The organism is Neobacillus camarae (assembly GCF_054950115.1).
The window spans coordinates 196,383-214,173 of sequence record NZ_JBUCKX010000005.1; the positions used below are offsets into that span (position 1 = coordinate 196,383).

Here is a 17,791-nt window from a genome sequence, read left to right on the forward strand (position 1 = left end):
GGACAAGAGTTGAAACGCAAGAAAATCAATTTGAATTTACTGGTTGGCAGTATTGTTTTGCTGTTCTTTTTAGTGACGATGATCGTCAGTTTTTTCTACACGCCGTATGATGTGAACGCGATTGCCGTGAGCAACAAATTGCAGGCTCCCAGTCATGCTCATTGGTTCGGTACGGACCCCTTCGGCAGGGATATTTTAAGCCGGATTATGGCCGGAACGCAGACTGCCTTTTTTGTCGGAGCGGTCGTGACCCTGATTGGGGTGGTCTTTGGCACGTTGATTGGCGGGTTTGCCGGCTATGTGGGCGGCTGGATGGACGAAATCACCATGCGGGCGATTGACGCGTTAATGGCCTTTCCGGGAATTATTCTTGCGATTATGATTGTGGCGGTTTTTGGCACCGGAACGTTAAATACTGCGGTTGCATTGGGCATTTTGGCAACTCCAGGAATTGCCCGAATTGCCCGGAGCGGATTCATCCAAAATAAACAGCTTGAATATGTCACGGCCGCCAAGGCGGTTGGGGTCCATCCGCTAAAAATCATATTTCGGGAAATCCTGCCGAATATTTATTCCCCATTAATTGTGGCAGCATCGGTGGCTTTCGCCATCGCTTTGCTGGCAGAAGCTTCTTTGAGTTATTTGGGACTGGGCGTGCAGCCGCCTGACCCGAGTTTAGGCCGAATGCTGAAAGAATCGCAGGAGTATTTGACGACCAGCCCTTGGTTCACATTGGCGCCAGGAATCACGATCACTTTGTTGGTCCTTGGTTTTTACATGCTAAGTAATGGCATCCGGGATTTAACTGATCATCGGTCAAAATAAATCTTTGAGGTGAAGAGGATTGACTTTAACAATGGAAGAGCGCTTTTTGAGAGACAGTCAAAGAGTAATAGATTTGACACAAAAACTAGTCCGGATTCCAAGTGTCTACCGGCCCAATAAGCCGGATGGGAATGAGCAAAAAGTGGCTCTGTTTACGGCTGATTTTTTAAAAAGGCTGGGTTTGGAAGTTCATATTGAGGAGGTTGCGGCTGGCAGGCTGAATGTCATTGGGATATTGGATTCCGGTATTCCCGGAAAAACCATCCTCCTTGAAGGGCATACGGATGTCGTGACAGAGGGCGATCGGTCGCAATGGAATTATGACCCGTTTGGCGCGGAGATTATTGACGGCAGGATGTACGGCAGGGGGACGAATGATACCAAAGGGAATTTGGCCTGCGCCATCACGGCGGTTCAATCCATTTTGGAAGATACAGAGAATTTTAGAGGAAGAATAATTCTCTGTATCCCGTGTGATGAGGAAGACATGATGCTTGGCATCAAGCATTTTATCAAGCGGGGCTGGGCCGATGGGGTAGATGGCGCCATTATTTGCGAGCCGGAAGAAAATCAAATCTGTATTTCGCAAAAAGGGGCGATGCGTGTGCTCATCCGGACGTTCGGGAAAATGGCCCATGGGGCGATGCCTTTAAGCGGCATCAACCCGATTACCCGGATGGCCAAGATTATCTGTGAACTGGAACTACTGGAACGGAGAGAAAAACAGCGGGTGGGACGTGACCCTGAACTAGGCTGGCCGAGTATTACCCCGACGATTCTTCAAGCACCAGTGACCGGGGATCCGCAAATCAATGTGATGCCGGATCATTGCATGGCCGCGCTTGACATCAGGACGATACCGGGTCAGGACCACGAGCAGCTTACAGCCGATATCCAGTCTATTTTGGATCGGCTTTCACAAATTGATCCTGACTTTAGGGCGGAGTTTGAGGTGATTGAGGACCGGCCGTGGACGAAAACAGACTCCAATCATCCGATTGTGACGGCGATTGCAGGGGCCTACCGGCAAGTCACTGGGCAGGAACCGGTCTATAATGGTGTTCCCGGCGCGACGGACGGAACATTCTTGCATTTGGCCGGCGTCCCGATTGTGACCACTGGTGCCGGCGACCGTGAGATTCCACACCATGTCAATGAATATGTGGATACTGAAGAATTGGGTATCACCACGCAAATCTATCGAACAGCGATCCTGAATTTTTTAAATGGGTAACATAAAAAGAAAAACAGGGCACTGGTCTTTCAGTGCCCATTTTCTGTGAAAATAATACTATTAAACTAAAAAATAAATAGAATTTTGCAAGGACACGGTGCCTTCCTTCATTAATTTTGCTAAATGAGCCTCCGTTGTTCGTTTGGCAAATTCAAAAACACTGGGATGGGGAGCTCCTGATAAATCATTCTTGTTAGTTTTTCAGAGGTTAGCTGGTTATGTTCTGATAGCAAACTTTTTATCTGGTTTTCACGATGCAGTCTCCGATTGATGACAAACTCAATGTGTTCATAAGGGTTCTCCACCCAGCCGCCATGACCTGGACCGATCTTAGTTATATCTAACCGTTTTAGTCTTGTTAATGTTTGCAAATAATCACCCATATCGCCGTCTGGCGGCCCTATCCATGACGTGCCTTCCGCAACAATGTTATCACCCGCTATCAGCACCTTCAAAGAGGGAATATAAAGGTTCAATTGACCTGAAGTATGACCTGGGGCGTGTAAAACAGTAATATTCTCATTCCCGACCTTGAGACCGTCACCATCTCGCAAAAAAGCAATTTTGGTCCATGGCGAAATCGCATCAAGGGTCGCTTGTTCTTCTTCTTGATGACAATAAACGGTAGGGGACCAGTGGGTTAATTGCCGCACTCCTGGGGCGTGGTCTGGATGGGAATGAGTAAGGACAATGCTAGTTGGCACGGCAAGTTCGTTTTTAGTTATGGCTTCTTCTAATAACTGCTTCGTTTCCGGCAGGTCATAGCCCGCATCCACCAACAGGGATTCTTGCTCATTGCCAATTAAATAACAGTTTGTCGTCGTATGGGGCATGATGGTTGGTGTATGAATAGGGACACGAATCATTTTAAACTCATTATTTGTCATCTAAAGCATCCTTTCATAGACAATACATAATAAATTTTATCTAATGTATTCACGATGAATTTGTGATATTCCTTCATCAATAGGCAAAAATCCACATTGAGGTACTAATACTTATTTTTCTTTAGAATAAAAGTTAGGTAGAATAGAAATAGATAAATCTTGGAAAAAGCATAGAGAGGTATAATCACATGAAGCTAAACACGGAATTATGCACCATCCTGGGGATTTCCTATCCTATCATTCAAGCTGGAATGGCCGGAGGTCCGACAACCCCTGAACTTGTTGCCAATGTGTCCAACGCTGGCGGTCTCGGAACATTGGGGGCGGCCTACATGAAGCCTGAAGACATGAGGTCTGCCATCCGAAAAATCAAGGAAAAAACCAATCATCCATTTGCCGTTAACTTGTTTTGTACAAATTGGACTGACCAGTATGACGGTATGGAAGACTCACAAAAGATTCTAAACGCCATAAGGGAAAAATTGCAAATTGAAAATAGCTCCGAACCAGTAAAAACGGCCAATTTTTTTGAAGAACAGTTCAGCATTATTCTGGAAGAAGATGTACCTGTCCTTTCAACTGCATTTGGTGTGCTTCCGAGTAATAAAGTATTAGAATTAAAGAAAAAGAATATTCTAATAACCTCGATGGTCACAACCGTTCAGGAAGCGTTAATCGCAGAGGAAAACGGGGCGGATATCATAGTGGCACAGGGAAGTGATGCCGGTGGGCATCGGGGAACCTTTGAAATAGAAACAAAGACCAACGGGGCATTGATTGGGACGTTTTCTCTGGTACCACAAGTAGTGGACGCCGCGAAAGTACCGGTAGTGGCTGCCGGTGGAATTATGGACAGCCGGGGTCTTGTTGCGGCTTTGGCATTAGGGGCACAGGGTGTACAAATGGGAACAGCTTTCTTAACGGCAATGGAGTCAGGGGCACATCCTGCCTATAAGCAGGCATTAATCAACAGCAACGAAGAAAGTACGGTCGTAACGAAAGTATTTTCAGGTCGACCCGCAAGAGGAATAAAAAATGAATTTATAAATGCATACGAGGCGGCAGGCATCTCCCCGGCTGATTTTCCTACCCAAAACACATTAACAGGTGATATCCGCAGGGAAGCGGCGAAACAAAACAATCCGGGATATATGTCACTTTGGGCCGGACAGGGAACAAGGCTTTTACAGCAAGGAATGCATGCAGCCCAATTGATCGATAGCCTGGTCGAAGGCGCGGAACGCATATTAAAAGCAAATTAAAAACATAATGGAGACATCTATATGGAAACTGAAATGCTAAGAATTTTTGATAAGGACAGAAATTTTGTGGGGGCCGCCACAAGGGCTGATGCCCATCGGCTTGGACTCTGGCATGAGGTTTTTCATTGCTGGTTCATTGGCCATGTGGCTGGTGTTGACTATATTTATTTACAAATCCGCAGTCACAGAAAAAAAGATTACCCCAACCTCTTGGATATTACGGCAGCCGGCCATTTATTGGAGGGAGAGACCGTCCAGGATGGAATCAGAGAGGTAAAAGAAGAGATTGGCATAGACCTTTTAATGGAAGACCTGGTTCCTTTAGGAATTGTTTCTTACAGTGCCATTAGTGAAAATCTAAAAGATAATGAACATGCCCATGTGTTTTTGTATGAGACCCATCAGGAGTTAGAGGATTTTATCCTGCAGGAGGAAGAAGTCTCAGGAATTTCCCGGATTCCATTTTCCTCGTTCTTTGAACTTTGGCTGGGGGAACTTGAACGAGTTCCCGTGGAGGGATTTAAAGTACAGGAAGATGGAAGCAGGATGAAGTTTTTACAGATTATGACTAAGACTCAGTTTGTCCAGCATGTTCCACCGTATTTTGAAAAAGTATTACCGGCTATTAAGGAATATTTACAACAGAAAAACTTATGAGAGATACAGGTTTTCAAAATTTTTATATTTTTGAAAACAATTTATCTGAAACGTATAATAATCTTAGAGTTCAATAGATAAGCCATCAGAAAGGGGATTCGTTTCGTTTTGGAGATTCGTAAGGTTTCAATTATTGGATTGGGTGCACTGGGGATTTTATTTGGACATCAATTATCCAAAAACATGCCAAAAGCTGATTTGCGAATTATTGCTGATGAAGGGCGTAAAAATCGTTATGAAAAAGAAGGGGTTTTTTGTAACGGGGAACGCTGTGACTTTCAATATGTAACACCGAATGAAGCATGCGAGCCGGCCGATTTGCTTATTTTTACCGTGAAATTTGATGGGCTGCAGGATGCCATTCAAAAAGTTAGAAACCATGTTGAAGAAAACACCATTATCCTTTCGGCATTAAATGGGATTACTAGTGAAGAAATCATTGGGAAAGCCTATGGGCTCGATAAGCTTTTGTATTGTGTTGCCCAAGGGATGGATGCGGTAAAGGTAGGAAATGAGCTTACATATGATCATATGGGAATGCTCTGCTTTGGTGAACGCGAGCCGGGCATCATTACCAACCGGATGAAATCTGTTGCTGAATTTTTTAATAAAACAGGAGTTCCATACCAGCTGGATTCCGGTATGCTGAAACGGCTGTGGGGAAAATTCATGCTGAACGTCGGGGTCAATCAAACGGTGGCTGTCTATCAAAGCGATTATGGTGAGATTCAAAGAGAGGGGGGAGCAAGGGAAACGATGATCGCTGCAATGCGTGAGGTCATCGCCCTTTCCGTTAAAGAAGGGATTCCCTTAACAGAAGCGGATTTGGATTATTGGTTGGAGGTTCTTGCCAAATTAAGTCCGGATGGGAAACCCTCAATGGCTCAAGATGTTGAAGCAAAAAGATACAGTGAAGTGGAATTGTTTTCGGGAGCAGTCATAAAATTAGCAGAAAAACACGGAGTAGAGGTACCTGTTAATAAACAACTCTACGAAAAAATAGGATTGATTGAAAGCCAATATTCACAAGAAAAATTATTAAACATCTAGATTCTAATAGGCAGTTTATAATGTTACCAAAACGTTCACATTGTTTTCTCTTTATGTAAGGTAAAATGAATATGTTATTTATTTCACAAAGTTTATTTTACATAAGGGAGACAATGGTTATGGCGTATAGTAAACCTGATAAAATTATGGAAATCACTGCTGAATATGGAACAAAGAAAGCCAAATATCCTACATTAAGAACATTGATCTTAGGGTTTGAAGCAGGTGCCTTTATTGCTTTGGGGTATTTGCTGTTTATCCGTGTCACAGCAACACTACCTGGTGATCTTCAGGGACTTAGCAGTTTAATAGGAGCTTCCCTGTTTCCAGTAGGGCTTGTTTTGACACTGCTTGCAGGGGGAGAACTCTTGACCGGTAACATGATGGCTGTTTCGATGGCAAAGCTGGCTAAAAAAGTCACGTTAAAGCAAGTTGCATGGAACTGGCTGCTAGTGACTGACAGCAACTTTGTTGGGGCTGTCTTTGTTGCCTATGTCTTTGGACATTTAGTTGGATTAACGGAAGCAGAACCGTTTTTAAGTAAAACAATCGATATAGCAGAGCATAAATTAGACGCTACCTTTCTTCAGGCATTTCTCTCAGGGATTGGCTGTAACTGGCTAGTGGCATCGGCCGTTTGGCTTTCTTACGGGGCAGAGGACATGTCCGGAAAAATCCTTGGCATTTGGTTTCCAACCATGACATTCGTTGCCGTTGGATTCCAGCACGTTGTCGCCAACATGTTCGTGATTCCAGCAGCCATTTTTGCTGGCCACTTCACATGGGCAGAATATCTTGAAAACTTCGTTCCAGTATTCCTAGGAAACGCTGTAGGCGGAGTCCTATTCATCTCCATGGCCTACTACCATGCCTATAAAAAAGCAATCACACCATTAAACATACCTAAGGCAGTAAAACCGATGGCAAAAACCGGAAGCAAATAAATGTGAACAATTTGTGAGGGGTCAGGCCCCCATTGCTGTACTGAGTTAAAGTGTGGAGGGCCTTGCACCAGGGGGGACCTTGATTTATGTGGGTGCTGGTGATCGTTCAAGTAGGGATGATTTTGTTATTTGGGATTTTAGCATGGGCGATTCTCAAGAAAAAAGCTTATTCACTGCTTTCAGGGTTTGCATTACGGCCCAAGGAAGAGCAGCAGAAGCTGATTGAAAATGGCTTACCGCAAAGAACCGGTAAGTTGATGCTGGTTACGGCTGTCGGGATGCTTATTTTGCTCCCACTGGTTTTTACCTCATTTAAGTATGTGATCGAGATTCAATTTGGTTATATGGTTCTTGTCCTTTTGGGTGGCTTTATTTATATTTCAAGATATGATGTGCCAAGAAAGAGAAAACAAAGCTATTTGATCTCGACCTCGCTTTTTGTGGCAGTCATGGCCTTAATCGGGGTTATCATGTACCAGGGGTACAAAGATTATCAGCTAACACTACAGAAACAAACGTTTGAAATTACTGGCCCTTATGGGGATAAATGGTCTTACCAGGATGTAAAGCAGGTGGAACTCCTGGATAAAATGCCGGAGGTCACTTACAGACAGAATGGATTTGGGGTTTCCACCATGTTAAAGGGGAAATTTAAAGTGGAAAATTACGGAAATGCCTTATTGTTTATCCGAAAAAATTCCCCGCCTTACATTTATATCGAAACATCCAAACAAAATCTTTTTATCAATGCAAAGACACCAGAACAAACGGAACAATGGTTTGCAGATTTGAAAGATAAGGTGGAATAACGATTGTCCTTGAAAAACGCTGGAAATAGATTTAACGGGTTCGGATTTGAAGTACAAAACTTCGAATAGCATATCAAATAACAACCAAAATAAACACAAAATTATCAATTAATTAACAGTAAAATTAGCAATCAAAATGGAGCATTTACTTAGAATAATGCTCCATTTTTCATTTCTCCTATAATTTTAAAAAGGGATTAACCAAATTAACGAAACAAATTTTATAATGGGAAAATTATTTGTATTCAATTATGGTAAGAAAGGTTGATTTGAATGGAATTTATTATTCGAGAGATGCAAATGGAAGATATTCCACAAGTACAACAAATTGCTAAAACAAGTTGGAATAGTACATATCAAGAGATTATTCCTCTTGAGATACAAGAAAGTTTCTTAAAAGCCGCTTATAATGATGAAATGATGCAGAACCGATTAGACAATTCATTTATATGGGTTTCAGAAACTAATGGAAAAATTGTAGGATTTGTCAACTTTTCTCCCGTAAAAGAAGATGGAAAAACGGAACTCGCAGCAATATATTTAAACCCTGAATATCAAAGTGTAGGCATAGGGACAGCGTTGCTTAATGAAGGGATAAAAAAGCTAGAAGGTATAAATGAGATTTTTATTAATGTTGAAAAAGACAATACCATTGGAACAACGTTTTACAAGGCAAAGGGGTTCAAAGTTGTTTCTGAATTTGACGATAACTTTGATGGACATACCCTAAAAACACTAAGAATGGTTTTAAAAGTATAAAGCCCGCTAAACGGCACGCTTTTTTCTTTATAAGTATCCATTTATTAACAGATATATTAGCAGCCAAATTAACACTATTTAGCAATATGACAAAAGCTAATGTCACTCTGCTGAAAAGTATGTGAATTGTGATGTTATTTAATACGATAAATCGCTAGAGACATTATTAAACCAACAAAATTAAAGGTCCAAATCATATGTGATTTGAACCTAAAATTGATACTCTAATTAAGTTTTTGTACTCATAAACCGAACCCGTTATTATAGATTCAAGTGTTTTTTTTTTCATTCTTCAAACAGAATAGTTTATTTTTTCCAGTACACTCTAATACCAAACAAAGGTTTCTAGGAGGTCTGGAAATTGGTCACTTTGGAAGATATTATTGCTGCTAGAGAAAAGTTGAAGGGGGTAGTCCATACCACGCCACTTGATTTTTCACAAACATTCAGCAACCTTTCCCACCATAATCAGGTGTATCTTAAACTTGAAAACTTACAGAAGACTGGGTCATTTAAAGTAAGAGGATCTTATAATAAGCTTACTTCATTATCGAAAGAGGAGCTGGAAAAAGGAGTAGTCGCCGCTTCTGCCGGTAATCATGCCCAAGGGGTGGCTTATTCCAGTTCAATGCTTGGAAACCCCTGTACGATTGTCATGCCAAAAGGGGCCCCTCTTAGTAAAATATCAGCCACCAGACAGTATGGGGCGGAAGTCGTATTAGAGGGGAATGTGTTTGATGACGCCCTAGCCCATGCACTAGGAATGAAGGAAAAAATGGGGGCAACCTTTGTGCATGCATTTGATGACAAAGCCATTATTGCCGGCCAAGGTACGGTCGGGTTGGAAATCCTGGAACAGCTCCCGGATGTGGATGCGATTATGTGCCCTGTTGGAGGCGGTGGGTTGATTGCTGGGGTCGCTTTGGCTGTCAAAGAGAAAAATCCCAATATTCGTGTATATGGAGTCCAAGCTCTAGCATGCCCAAGCATGAAGGAGTCATTGATGGAAAACAAACCGGTCATGGTCGACTCTACCCCGACGATGGCGGATGGAATTGCGGTAAAAAAACCGGGGAAACATCCTTTTAAAATTGTTCAAAAATATGTCGATGACATTTTTTGTGTTGATGAAATGGAAATTGCCAGGACGATGCTATTGTTGCTGGAACGGAATAAGCTCTTGGTGGAGGGTTCCGGTGCTGTTTCTTTAGCCTCATTGCTGTATCAAAAGGTCAATTTTAAAGAAAAGAAAGTCGCTGCTATTATAAGCGGGGGAAATGTGGATGTCAGTTTTATTTCACGTATTATTGAACGCGGAATGGTCGAGTCCGGCAGGTATGCTAACTTTTCCATTATTTTAAAAGACAAGCCGGGCGAACTGCAGCGGGTGCTCAGTGCGATCACTGAACTGGATGCGAATATTCTGTCCGTTGATCTTCAGCATGTTGGAGAGGATATATATCCAGGTTATGCTCAACTGGAGCTTTCATTAGAGACAAAAAATCAAGATCACATTCAGACAGTATGCAATGTGCTAAAAAATAAAGGATATGCTGTCAAAGATAATTTTTAAATTTTGAACACCCCTGATTCCTTTTAAAGGTACAGGGGTATTAGTAGTTAAAAATTTAGTAAATGACGAACAGCATAAGCAAATCCATTTTCATCATTGGTTTTGGTAACGATATCCGCTTCCTGTTGAATATGGAATGGGGCATTTCCCATTGCAACAGATGTGGTGGCCACTTTAAATTGTTCTAGGTCATTTCCACCGTCCCCAAATGCAAAGATTTCATCAAACTCAGTTTTGGTCAATTGTTGATAACGTAGCAGTCCAGCACCTTTATTTGCTTCAACGGAGGTAAATTCAACATTGTTTAGATGCGACGAAGCCATGGACACATCCAACTTTCCCTTAACGGCTTGTTGGGCCTGATCAAGTTTTTCGATTTCATCCGCACGTGATACCGCCATGATTTTGTAGATCTTAAGCTGATCTCTTTTAAGAATTTCGCTGTAATCATAATCACGGAAAATGGCTTCAATCTCTTCGGTACTTTTATCTTGAAGGTCGGGATTCCTGCAAGGAAAGCCGCCCTGATTGGTGTAGACCATAATCCATAATCCGAGCTCTTGTAAAATTGGCAACAGAACTTGATACGATGAAACCGGAAGTGAGGCTTCATATAGTATTTCGCCATTATTAGAGTAAAGTACCGTTCCATTAATACTCATAATAGGCAGCCGAAGTTTTTTTATGGGCTCAAATGTAATCACATCTTCAACAGCCCGTCCAGTATTAACAATGACCGTATGCCCTTGTTTCCTCAACTCTTGTAGTACCTCAAAGTTTTCAGCAGGAATTTCATGCTGAGAGTTTAATAACGTCCCATCTAAATCAATTGAAAAACACTTCATCTTTTGGTTCCTTCCTTTTTCATGATCATGAAAACTATACCAAAATAACCTGCAAAAAAAAATAAAAGCCTATAAGAACTAATTCTTTATTATCAAGAGGAGAAATTTGGTAAAATAATAAAGGTAAAAGGGAGTTCCCCGTCACTGTACAGCGTTAAACCGTCGGGGGACAGGCCCCCGTTACTGTACAGTGTAAAAGTCCCGGGGAGTAAATTAAAAAAAGGAGTTGGATTTGATGAGTCACAAGACGAGGATTGGAAAGACGGATTTGATGGTGAATCCGATTGGTCTTGGCACGAATGCTGTTGGCGGCCATAATTTATTTCCAAATCTTGATGAGTCAGCAGGGCGGGAGCTTGTTAGTACCGGTCTTGCCAATGGCATCAATTTTTTGGATACAGCCTTTATTTATGGACCTAAGCGTTCGGAAGAAATTATAGGTGAAGTAGTAAAAGAGGCGGGCAGACGCCAAGAAATTGTAATTGCCACAAAAGCCGCCCATAAAATCGTCGGCAACGAGACTTTGTTGGATAATTCTCCTGCCTTTTTAAAGCAGTCGGTTGAAGAGGCGCTAAAACGCCTGCATACGGATTACATAGATTTGTTTTATATTCATTTTCCTGACAAAGAAACTCCGAAGGATGAAGCAGTCGGAGCATTAAAACAGCTGAAGGACGAAGGGAAAATCAGGGCCATTGGAGTATCCAATTTTTCCATCGAACAATTAAAAGAGGCCAACAAAGACGGCTATGTGGATGTCTATCAAGGAGGTTATAACCTGCTAAGCCGGGAGGCCGAAAAGGAATTGTTTCCATATGCTGCCGAGCACAAGATTTCATTTATCCCTTATTTCCCGCTTGCATCCGGTTTATTAACCGGCAAATATACAAAAGAAACCGAGTTAAGTGAAAAGATGCGTAAACGGCCGCAGTTCATGGAAGGCGTCTATGAGGAAAACTTGGAAAAGATCGAGAAAATCCGCAAGATCGCCGTATCAAAAGGAGCAGAGGTTGCCCATGTGGTGCTTGCCTGGTATTTAACCCGCGATGTCATCGATGTTATCATTCCGGGAGCCAAGCGGGCGGAACAGGTGCTGCAAAATCTCAAAACACTGGATGTTCAGTTAACAAACGAGGAAATAAACGAAATTGACCAAATTTTTAAAGGGTAGTATCACTATCCTATCCCGAGGCACTATGGCTGACATAGTGCTTTTTTGTGCAGAAAATAAAATAGGGAAAATTTGTATTTACCTTTTGTATTGTGACATAAATCACTCTAAAATAAGAGAAAAAGGGGTGATGAGATGATAGATAAGTTGTTTTATAAGACATTGCTGAAAAAAACTTTTTCAGACCCTGTCGAGATTACCTTTTGGGATGGGGAAACAGTTCGTTATGGTCAGGGTGAACCCCGTTTCAAACTCATATTTCGTGATATTTTGTCAAAATCATTGCTCATCCAAGACCCTTCCATGGCCTTTGGTGAGGCCTATATGAATGGAACCATTGAAATAGAAGGCAACCTGAAGGAAATTGTCACCTCCATTTACCGAAGTGGGGAAGGATTCCTAGGCCAAGGCCAACTTGCGGCACAACTGATGAAGAAACTAACGAATTCCACCAAGCACAGCAAGGAAAATGTTTCGTTCCACTATGATATCGGCAATGATTTCTATAAGCTATGGCTCGATGAAACCATGACCTATTCATGCGCTTATTTTAAATCACCGGAAGATTCCTTAAAAACCGCCCAGCAAAATAAAGTAGCCCATATTTTGAAAAAATTGAACCTCAGTGATGGGCAAAAGCTGTTGGATATTGGCTGCGGCTGGGGTGAATTAATCATTACCGCTGCAAAACGTTATGGAGTAAAGGCTACAGGGATTACGCTTTCGGATGAACAGTTTGCACGAGTGCAGGAGCGAATCAAAGAAGAGCAATTATCCCAACTGGTGGAAGTGCGACTAATCGACTACCGTGAATTAAAAAAACAGAAGTTTCATCGGGTTGTCAGTGTTGGAATGCTCGAGCATGTCGGCAAAGATCATTTGCCAGAATATTTTAAAGCTGTAAGCGGATTACTGGAAGAGGGGGGCCTATCCGTTCTTCATTCGATTACTTCTCCAAGTGAAGGTGCAACAAATTCTTGGATTGAAAAGTACATTTTCCCAGGGGGATACATCCCTTCGGTAAGTGAACTGGTGAGTCAGATGACAGACAATCAATTTTACTTAATCGATTATGAAAGCCTCCGCAGGCATTATGCAAAAACACTAGAATTATGGGCAGAAAAATTTGAATCGGCACTGAATCAACTTAGAGATACCAAAGACGAACGATTTATCCGAATGTGGAGATTATACTTAAATGCCTGTTCTGCTTCTTTCCATACAGGGAATATTGACCTTAGCCAATTTATTTTTACCAAAGGTGTTAATGATTCCATACCTTGGACACGAGAATATATGTATTAATGACGGATGGCCGTTTTCACATGGTGAAAATGGCTTTTTGTTTGGCAAATTCTGAATTGACTAGACAGCTGAAACTTATTAAAATAGTACTATTGTTCAGAATAATGGCCGTTAAAGGGGGGATTGGAGTGGGGGCGTTACCAACGAATCAAGCCGCGGGCAAGGTTACCTATATTCAATTATTTAAAAGATCTAAACATTTCACCGCTCTTCTATTTGGAGAGATTTTCTCGTTATTAGGCAGTTCCATTACGAATGTTATTTTCCCACTCGTTGTTCTTCAGGTGTCAAACTCGACTGCCATGATGGGAACGGTCATGGCTATTTATATGGCTCCCTATGTGATTCTATTGCCTTTTTCAGGTGTGCTGACAGATAAAATGAACAAGGTCCGGATCATGTTTTTGGTCGATATTTTCCGGTTTATCCTGATGTTTGTATTATCCGTATTTGCTTTTTTGAATCAGTTAAATATGATGATTCTTTTTATCTTCATGTTTTTTATGGGCACGATGGATAGTTTTTTCCAGCCTGCTTATGCAGGGGTGCGGGCTAAGATTTTTACGCCAGATATACGTAATGCGGCCAATTCATTGACGCAAGTGAGCGTCCAATCATTACGAATTTTTGGTCCGATTATCGGTGGGGTGATTGTATCCGCTTTTACAGCTGCATGGGGCTTCGGTATTAATGCAGCGACCTATCTCATATCGTTATATTTTGTATTTAGTTTACGTACATTAACTTTCCAGAATGATAGGCTGCCATTCACTCACAAGATTTCCATTAAACGTGATTTTATGGAAGGAATTGAGGTACTCAAACAAGAGTCCTGGCTTTGGATTACGATTTTGGCCTTCTCCTTAATGAATCTTTTCTCGGGAGGAATTATCCGGATTATTATTCCTTGGCTGATCAACAGTTATTATAAGTTGGATCCATCTGTATACGGACTGGTCCTGGGTGCTTCAGGGGCAGGTGCTATTTGTACGGGTATCATTTTTGGTTTAAGGCCTACATGGAGAAAAAGGGGCCTGCTGGCGTATATGGGAATAACATTAAGTGGTGTGGCCCTGCTGCTTATGGGATTCACCTCCAATGTCCCATTGCTTGCGTTTTGTATGTTTTTGGAAGGGGCCGGATCCATGCTGTTTGGCTTGATCTGGGAAATCAGCTTGCAGGAATTAGTCCCGGAAGATAAATTCGGCCGTGTGGTCAGTTTAGATATGTTCGGTTCTTTTGCACTTCTGCCTGTTGGCTATTTGATCACAGGGTGGCTTGCAGAAGGGATTGGAGAGATTTTTACTTTGATTGTGTTTAGTATCATTATGATTCTTATTTCGGGATTGTCGATGATGAGTAAAGGAATTAGGAATTTTGATTAATAGATTAAAAGAAATACAGGTGATATTTCCAAGCTATTAATCCAATTGCATGTTGCTAGCACTTTGATATTAGTTCGTAGCATTACTTTTAACCTAACGAAAAGTGATAACAATCCCATTTTGGACGTCTTTTGCAAAATTTTAAAAAAGATTTTTGCACCCTCAGTCACAATCCACCCCCCTTAATCGTCTTGTTTATGAAAGATGAATAAGGAGTGGTGTTGTATGGTTCAAAAGCAAAGAATCATTGTGGTTGGCGGCGGTTATGCAGGGATTCATCTAATAAAGAACTTACAAAAAATGTTCAGTCATGATTTAGAGATCATCCTGGTTGATAAGAATGATTTTCATTTAAAAAAAGTAAAGCTTTTTAAAGCGATTGTAGAAAAGAAACATGAAACTCTAAAAGTACCCCTTACAGACTATTGTGTCCCTGGCATCCAATTTGTTCAGGGAGAATTGGCTTCAATTCATTACGCCACGAAAATGATTGAAGTGCGGGATCATTTGGGTGGATACCGAGAATTGACGTATGACAAATTGGTCCTTGCGCTAGGAAGTATTATTAAAAAACAGGATGAAGGACTAGGTGGGAGATCGCTTACTGATTTTGTTAGTGCAATGACAATAAGAAAAGAACTCCTGCAGGAGATGCAGTCTGGAAAATCAGAGTTTCGTGCCGCTATAGTCGGCGGTGGTATTACTGGGATAGAGACGGCTGCGGAGCTGGCCGCATGGCTTAAAAGCGAGGCAGCTTCGGCAGGAATGATGCCTTCATCTGTTGAAGTCTTATTGATAGATAAGCAGGATAGGCTTCTCCCGGACGTTCCTAAAAAAGTAGGTGAACTGCTGGAGCACAAGATGAACTTGCAGGGTGTCCAAGTGATTCACCAAACAAAAGCAGAAAAATTTCAGGATGGAATAATCCATTTAAGTAATGGAACCCAAATAATCGCAGACTACTGCATCTGGGCAATAGGCATGTCCCCGCATCCAAGTCTGGAGCTTCTCGGTCTCCCTTTGCAAGAAAATGGGCAAGTCAAAACGGATGCATGGTACCGAGTGGAAAATGCCAATCATGTATTTGCCATAGGGGATTGTGCTCATGTTATTGATACTTTGTCTGGTAAGGCAGCGGAAATGAGCTGTAAAGAAGCCATCAATCAGGCAGAACGGCTGGCTAAAATGATCGTGGCGGATTATCAGGGGGGAAAAATAGAACATCACAAGCCAATTCCCCATATGTATTGTATAGGACTTGGTCCAAAGGATGCTGTTGCTTGGGCGCAAAAATGGGGATTAAAATTTGTCCTGACAGGGAAATTGGCTGCTAAAATACGGGAATATACATGGGAATATGCTAGTCAGTAGTCTAGGGAGGTAAAAGGAAATGGAGTTAGCTGAGCTCTATCATGATTACAAGCCACTCCTATTTTCCATTGCGTATCGGATGCTCGGAACCATTTCTGATGCGGAGGATATCGTGCAAGAAGTATTTCTTCGTGCAGGGGAAAAGGATATGGCAGACGTTGTAAATCAAAAAGCCTATCTCTGCAAAATGGTGACCAACTCCTGTATGGACCTGCTTAAATCGGCACAAAAGAAACGGGAGGTATACACGGGACCGTGGCTTCCCGAACCGATTGTATTAACGGATAATGACCCGTACGCTCAAGCTTTAAAAGACGAAATGATTTCATATGCTGTGTTGTTGCTTTTGGAAAAGCTATCACCGATTGAAAGGGCTGTCTTTATTTTAAGAGAAGTGTTTGAGTACGACTATCAAACGATTGCTGAGATTGTTGAACGGCAGGAACCTGCCTGCAGAAAGATTTTCAGCCGTGTAAAGAAGAAATTCCCGCTGGGCAGAGAGTATGCAACAGAGAACCAGAAACGAGGGCAAGAGGCTATCGTGGGCCAATTTCTTTCGGCCATTTTCGAAGGGAATCTCCAGCAACTGGAGGCTTTATTAGCATCAGATGTTACGTTATATTCCGATGGCGGCGGTAAAGTACTAGCCGCACTAAAGCCAGTCTGTACCAAGAAAAATGTACTGCGTTTTTTTCAATATCTATACGGGCAAGCATTTCAAGATAATCAGCCCCCTCACATACAACTTGCCAACATCAACGGGCAAACAGGCATCATCGCAGCTGCATCCGACAACATCAAAACCGTCATCAGCTTTCACGCAACAGAAAATGGAATCCAAGAAATCTATATCGTAAGAAATCCTGATAAACTGAAACATATCCAAATCGGGGACACCTCATTACACTAAAGCTTTACCGTAGCGGGGGCCTGTCCCCCGCCGCTTTACCGCGGCACATTAGTGGGGAATCCTCCCCAAAAGAGGTGTATTTAATGAGTGTTGATGACCAATATGTTTGGTATGCAAGTTATGGGTCGAATATGAACCGGGATCGGTTTTTGTGTTATATAAAAGGAGGCAGTCCGAAAGGTTCTACTAGGATGGAGGTTGGCTGCAGGGATGCTTCGCTTCCTGTTGCTGAGTCTTTTTTTACGATTCCTTATCCGTTGTATTTTGCTAAAGAGGCTGCCGGCTGGCAGTCGATGGGAGTAGCGTTTATCGGACAGGACAAAGTACCGGCCACCCCTACGATTAGTAAGAAATACCTAATCACTAAGGAACAATTTGTCGATGTGGTAAAACAAGAAAATAACGGAATTGACTTTCAACTGGATTTATCCGATGTAAGCAAAACGGGTTCAATGGCTTTTCGTCAATCTTGGTATGGGAATATCTTGTATCTAGGGGAGGAACAAGGTTATCCAATTTTCACTTTTACAGCACCATGGAACCAAGAGGAGGTAGACAAAGAGAAGCCTTCGCCTGCCTATTTGTCCACCATTGTGAAAGGTTTAAAAGCCGATTATTCTTATGAAGAAATTTACGCTTATTTTATCAACAAACCCGGGATCATAGGGGAATATTCCACCGAAGAGTTAGCTGATATTATCCGCAAATCCTAATAAACGATGGAGACTTAATTTGTCAAATGGAGCTATGAAGGTACTGAAAATAATGAAAAACCCTAATCAATCGGTTTTTACGTCCTTTGCT

The 17,791-nt window shown here is 42.0% G+C and carries 17 protein-coding genes; 15 read left to right on the forward strand and 2 right to left on the reverse strand.

Going from position 1 to position 17,791, the window contains the following annotated elements; translation table 11 throughout:
* Positions 1–9: 9 nt before the first annotated feature.
* Both ACY8D0_RS25825 and ACY8D0_RS25830 read left to right on the forward strand, forming a co-directional pair.
* Positions 10–825: an ABC transporter permease gene (locus ACY8D0_RS25825; RefSeq protein ID WP_462413325.1), complete on the forward strand. Its 816-nt coding sequence runs from the start codon at positions 10–12 to the stop codon at positions 823–825.
* Between the two features lie 31 nt (positions 826–856).
* The gene (locus ACY8D0_RS25830) at positions 857–2,059 is read left to right on the forward strand and encodes a M20 family metallopeptidase (protein WP_462413617.1); all 1,203 of its coding nucleotides are present in this window, start codon (positions 857–859) and stop codon (positions 2,057–2,059) included.
* A 119-nt stretch (positions 2,060–2,178) separates the two neighbouring features.
* On the opposite strand, the gene ACY8D0_RS25835 is transcribed toward ACY8D0_RS25830, so the two are convergent.
* A complete protein-coding gene (locus tag ACY8D0_RS25835) occupies positions 2,179–2,946 on the reverse strand; it encodes an MBL fold metallo-hydrolase (protein ID WP_462413326.1) in 768 nt (255 codons plus the stop codon).
* 188 nt (positions 2,947–3,134) lie between these two features.
* Between ACY8D0_RS25835 and ACY8D0_RS25840 the strand changes: the two genes are divergently transcribed.
* From ACY8D0_RS25840 to ilvA, 7 genes are all read left to right on the forward strand, one after another.
* Complete coding sequence (locus tag ACY8D0_RS25840; protein ID WP_462413327.1) at positions 3,135–4,208, forward strand: NAD(P)H-dependent flavin oxidoreductase; 1,074 nt, start codon at positions 3,135–3,137, stop codon at positions 4,206–4,208.
* Positions 4,209–4,229: 21 nt separating this feature from the next.
* On the forward strand, positions 4,230–4,865 hold the full coding sequence (locus ACY8D0_RS25845; RefSeq protein WP_462413328.1) for an NUDIX hydrolase: 636 nt from the start codon (positions 4,230–4,232) through the stop codon (positions 4,863–4,865).
* 108 nt (positions 4,866–4,973) lie between these two features.
* Positions 4,974–5,915: a ketopantoate reductase family protein gene (locus ACY8D0_RS25850; protein ID WP_462413329.1), complete on the forward strand. Its 942-nt coding sequence runs from the start codon at positions 4,974–4,976 to the stop codon at positions 5,913–5,915.
* Between the two features lie 119 nt (positions 5,916–6,034).
* On the forward strand, positions 6,035–6,859 hold the full coding sequence (locus ACY8D0_RS25855) for a formate/nitrite transporter family protein (RefSeq protein ID WP_462413330.1): 825 nt from the start codon (positions 6,035–6,037) through the stop codon (positions 6,857–6,859).
* A gap of 86 nt (positions 6,860–6,945) precedes the next feature.
* The gene (locus ACY8D0_RS25860) at positions 6,946–7,668 is read left to right on the forward strand and encodes a DUF3784 domain-containing protein (RefSeq protein WP_462413331.1); all 723 of its coding nucleotides are present in this window, start codon (positions 6,946–6,948) and stop codon (positions 7,666–7,668) included.
* Positions 7,669–7,941: 273 nt separating this feature from the next.
* The gene (locus ACY8D0_RS25865; RefSeq protein WP_462413332.1) at positions 7,942–8,427 is read left to right on the forward strand and encodes a GNAT family N-acetyltransferase; all 486 of its coding nucleotides are present in this window, start codon (positions 7,942–7,944) and stop codon (positions 8,425–8,427) included.
* Between the two features lie 361 nt (positions 8,428–8,788).
* Positions 8,789–10,000: a threonine ammonia-lyase gene (gene ilvA, locus ACY8D0_RS25870; protein WP_462413333.1), complete on the forward strand. Its 1,212-nt coding sequence runs from the start codon at positions 8,789–8,791 to the stop codon at positions 9,998–10,000.
* Positions 10,001–10,047: 47 nt separating this feature from the next.
* Here the strand turns inward: ilvA and ACY8D0_RS25875 are convergent, their stop codons facing one another.
* Positions 10,048–10,845, reverse strand: coding sequence for a Cof-type HAD-IIB family hydrolase (locus ACY8D0_RS25875; protein WP_462413334.1), 798 nt, complete (start codon positions 10,843–10,845; stop codon positions 10,048–10,050).
* A 235-nt stretch (positions 10,846–11,080) separates the two neighbouring features.
* On the opposite strand from ACY8D0_RS25875, the gene ACY8D0_RS25880 reads away from it, so the two are divergent.
* The 6 genes from ACY8D0_RS25880 (at position 11,081) to ACY8D0_RS25905 (ending at position 17,700) form a co-directional block, all read left to right on the forward strand.
* Positions 11,081–12,016, forward strand: coding sequence for an aldo/keto reductase (locus ACY8D0_RS25880; RefSeq protein WP_462413335.1), 936 nt, complete (start codon positions 11,081–11,083; stop codon positions 12,014–12,016).
* A gap of 135 nt (positions 12,017–12,151) precedes the next feature.
* A complete protein-coding gene (locus tag ACY8D0_RS25885; protein ID WP_462413336.1) occupies positions 12,152–13,321 on the forward strand; it encodes a class I SAM-dependent methyltransferase in 1,170 nt (389 codons plus the stop codon).
* Between the two features lie 128 nt (positions 13,322–13,449).
* Positions 13,450–14,706: an MFS transporter gene (locus ACY8D0_RS25890; RefSeq protein ID WP_462413337.1), complete on the forward strand. Its 1,257-nt coding sequence runs from the start codon at positions 13,450–13,452 to the stop codon at positions 14,704–14,706.
* Positions 14,707–14,931: 225 nt separating this feature from the next.
* The gene (locus ACY8D0_RS25895; RefSeq protein WP_462413338.1) at positions 14,932–16,077 is read left to right on the forward strand and encodes an NAD(P)/FAD-dependent oxidoreductase; all 1,146 of its coding nucleotides are present in this window, start codon (positions 14,932–14,934) and stop codon (positions 16,075–16,077) included.
* A gap of 19 nt (positions 16,078–16,096) precedes the next feature.
* Positions 16,097–16,987 carry an RNA polymerase sigma-70 factor gene (locus tag ACY8D0_RS25900; RefSeq protein ID WP_462413339.1) on the forward strand — a complete coding sequence of 297 codons (891 nt, stop codon included), beginning with the start codon at positions 16,097–16,099 and terminating at the stop codon, positions 16,985–16,987.
* An 83-nt stretch (positions 16,988–17,070) separates the two neighbouring features.
* On the forward strand, positions 17,071–17,700 hold the full coding sequence (locus tag ACY8D0_RS25905; RefSeq protein ID WP_462413340.1) for a hypothetical protein: 630 nt from the start codon (positions 17,071–17,073) through the stop codon (positions 17,698–17,700).
* Positions 17,701–17,791: the final 91 nt, after the last annotated feature.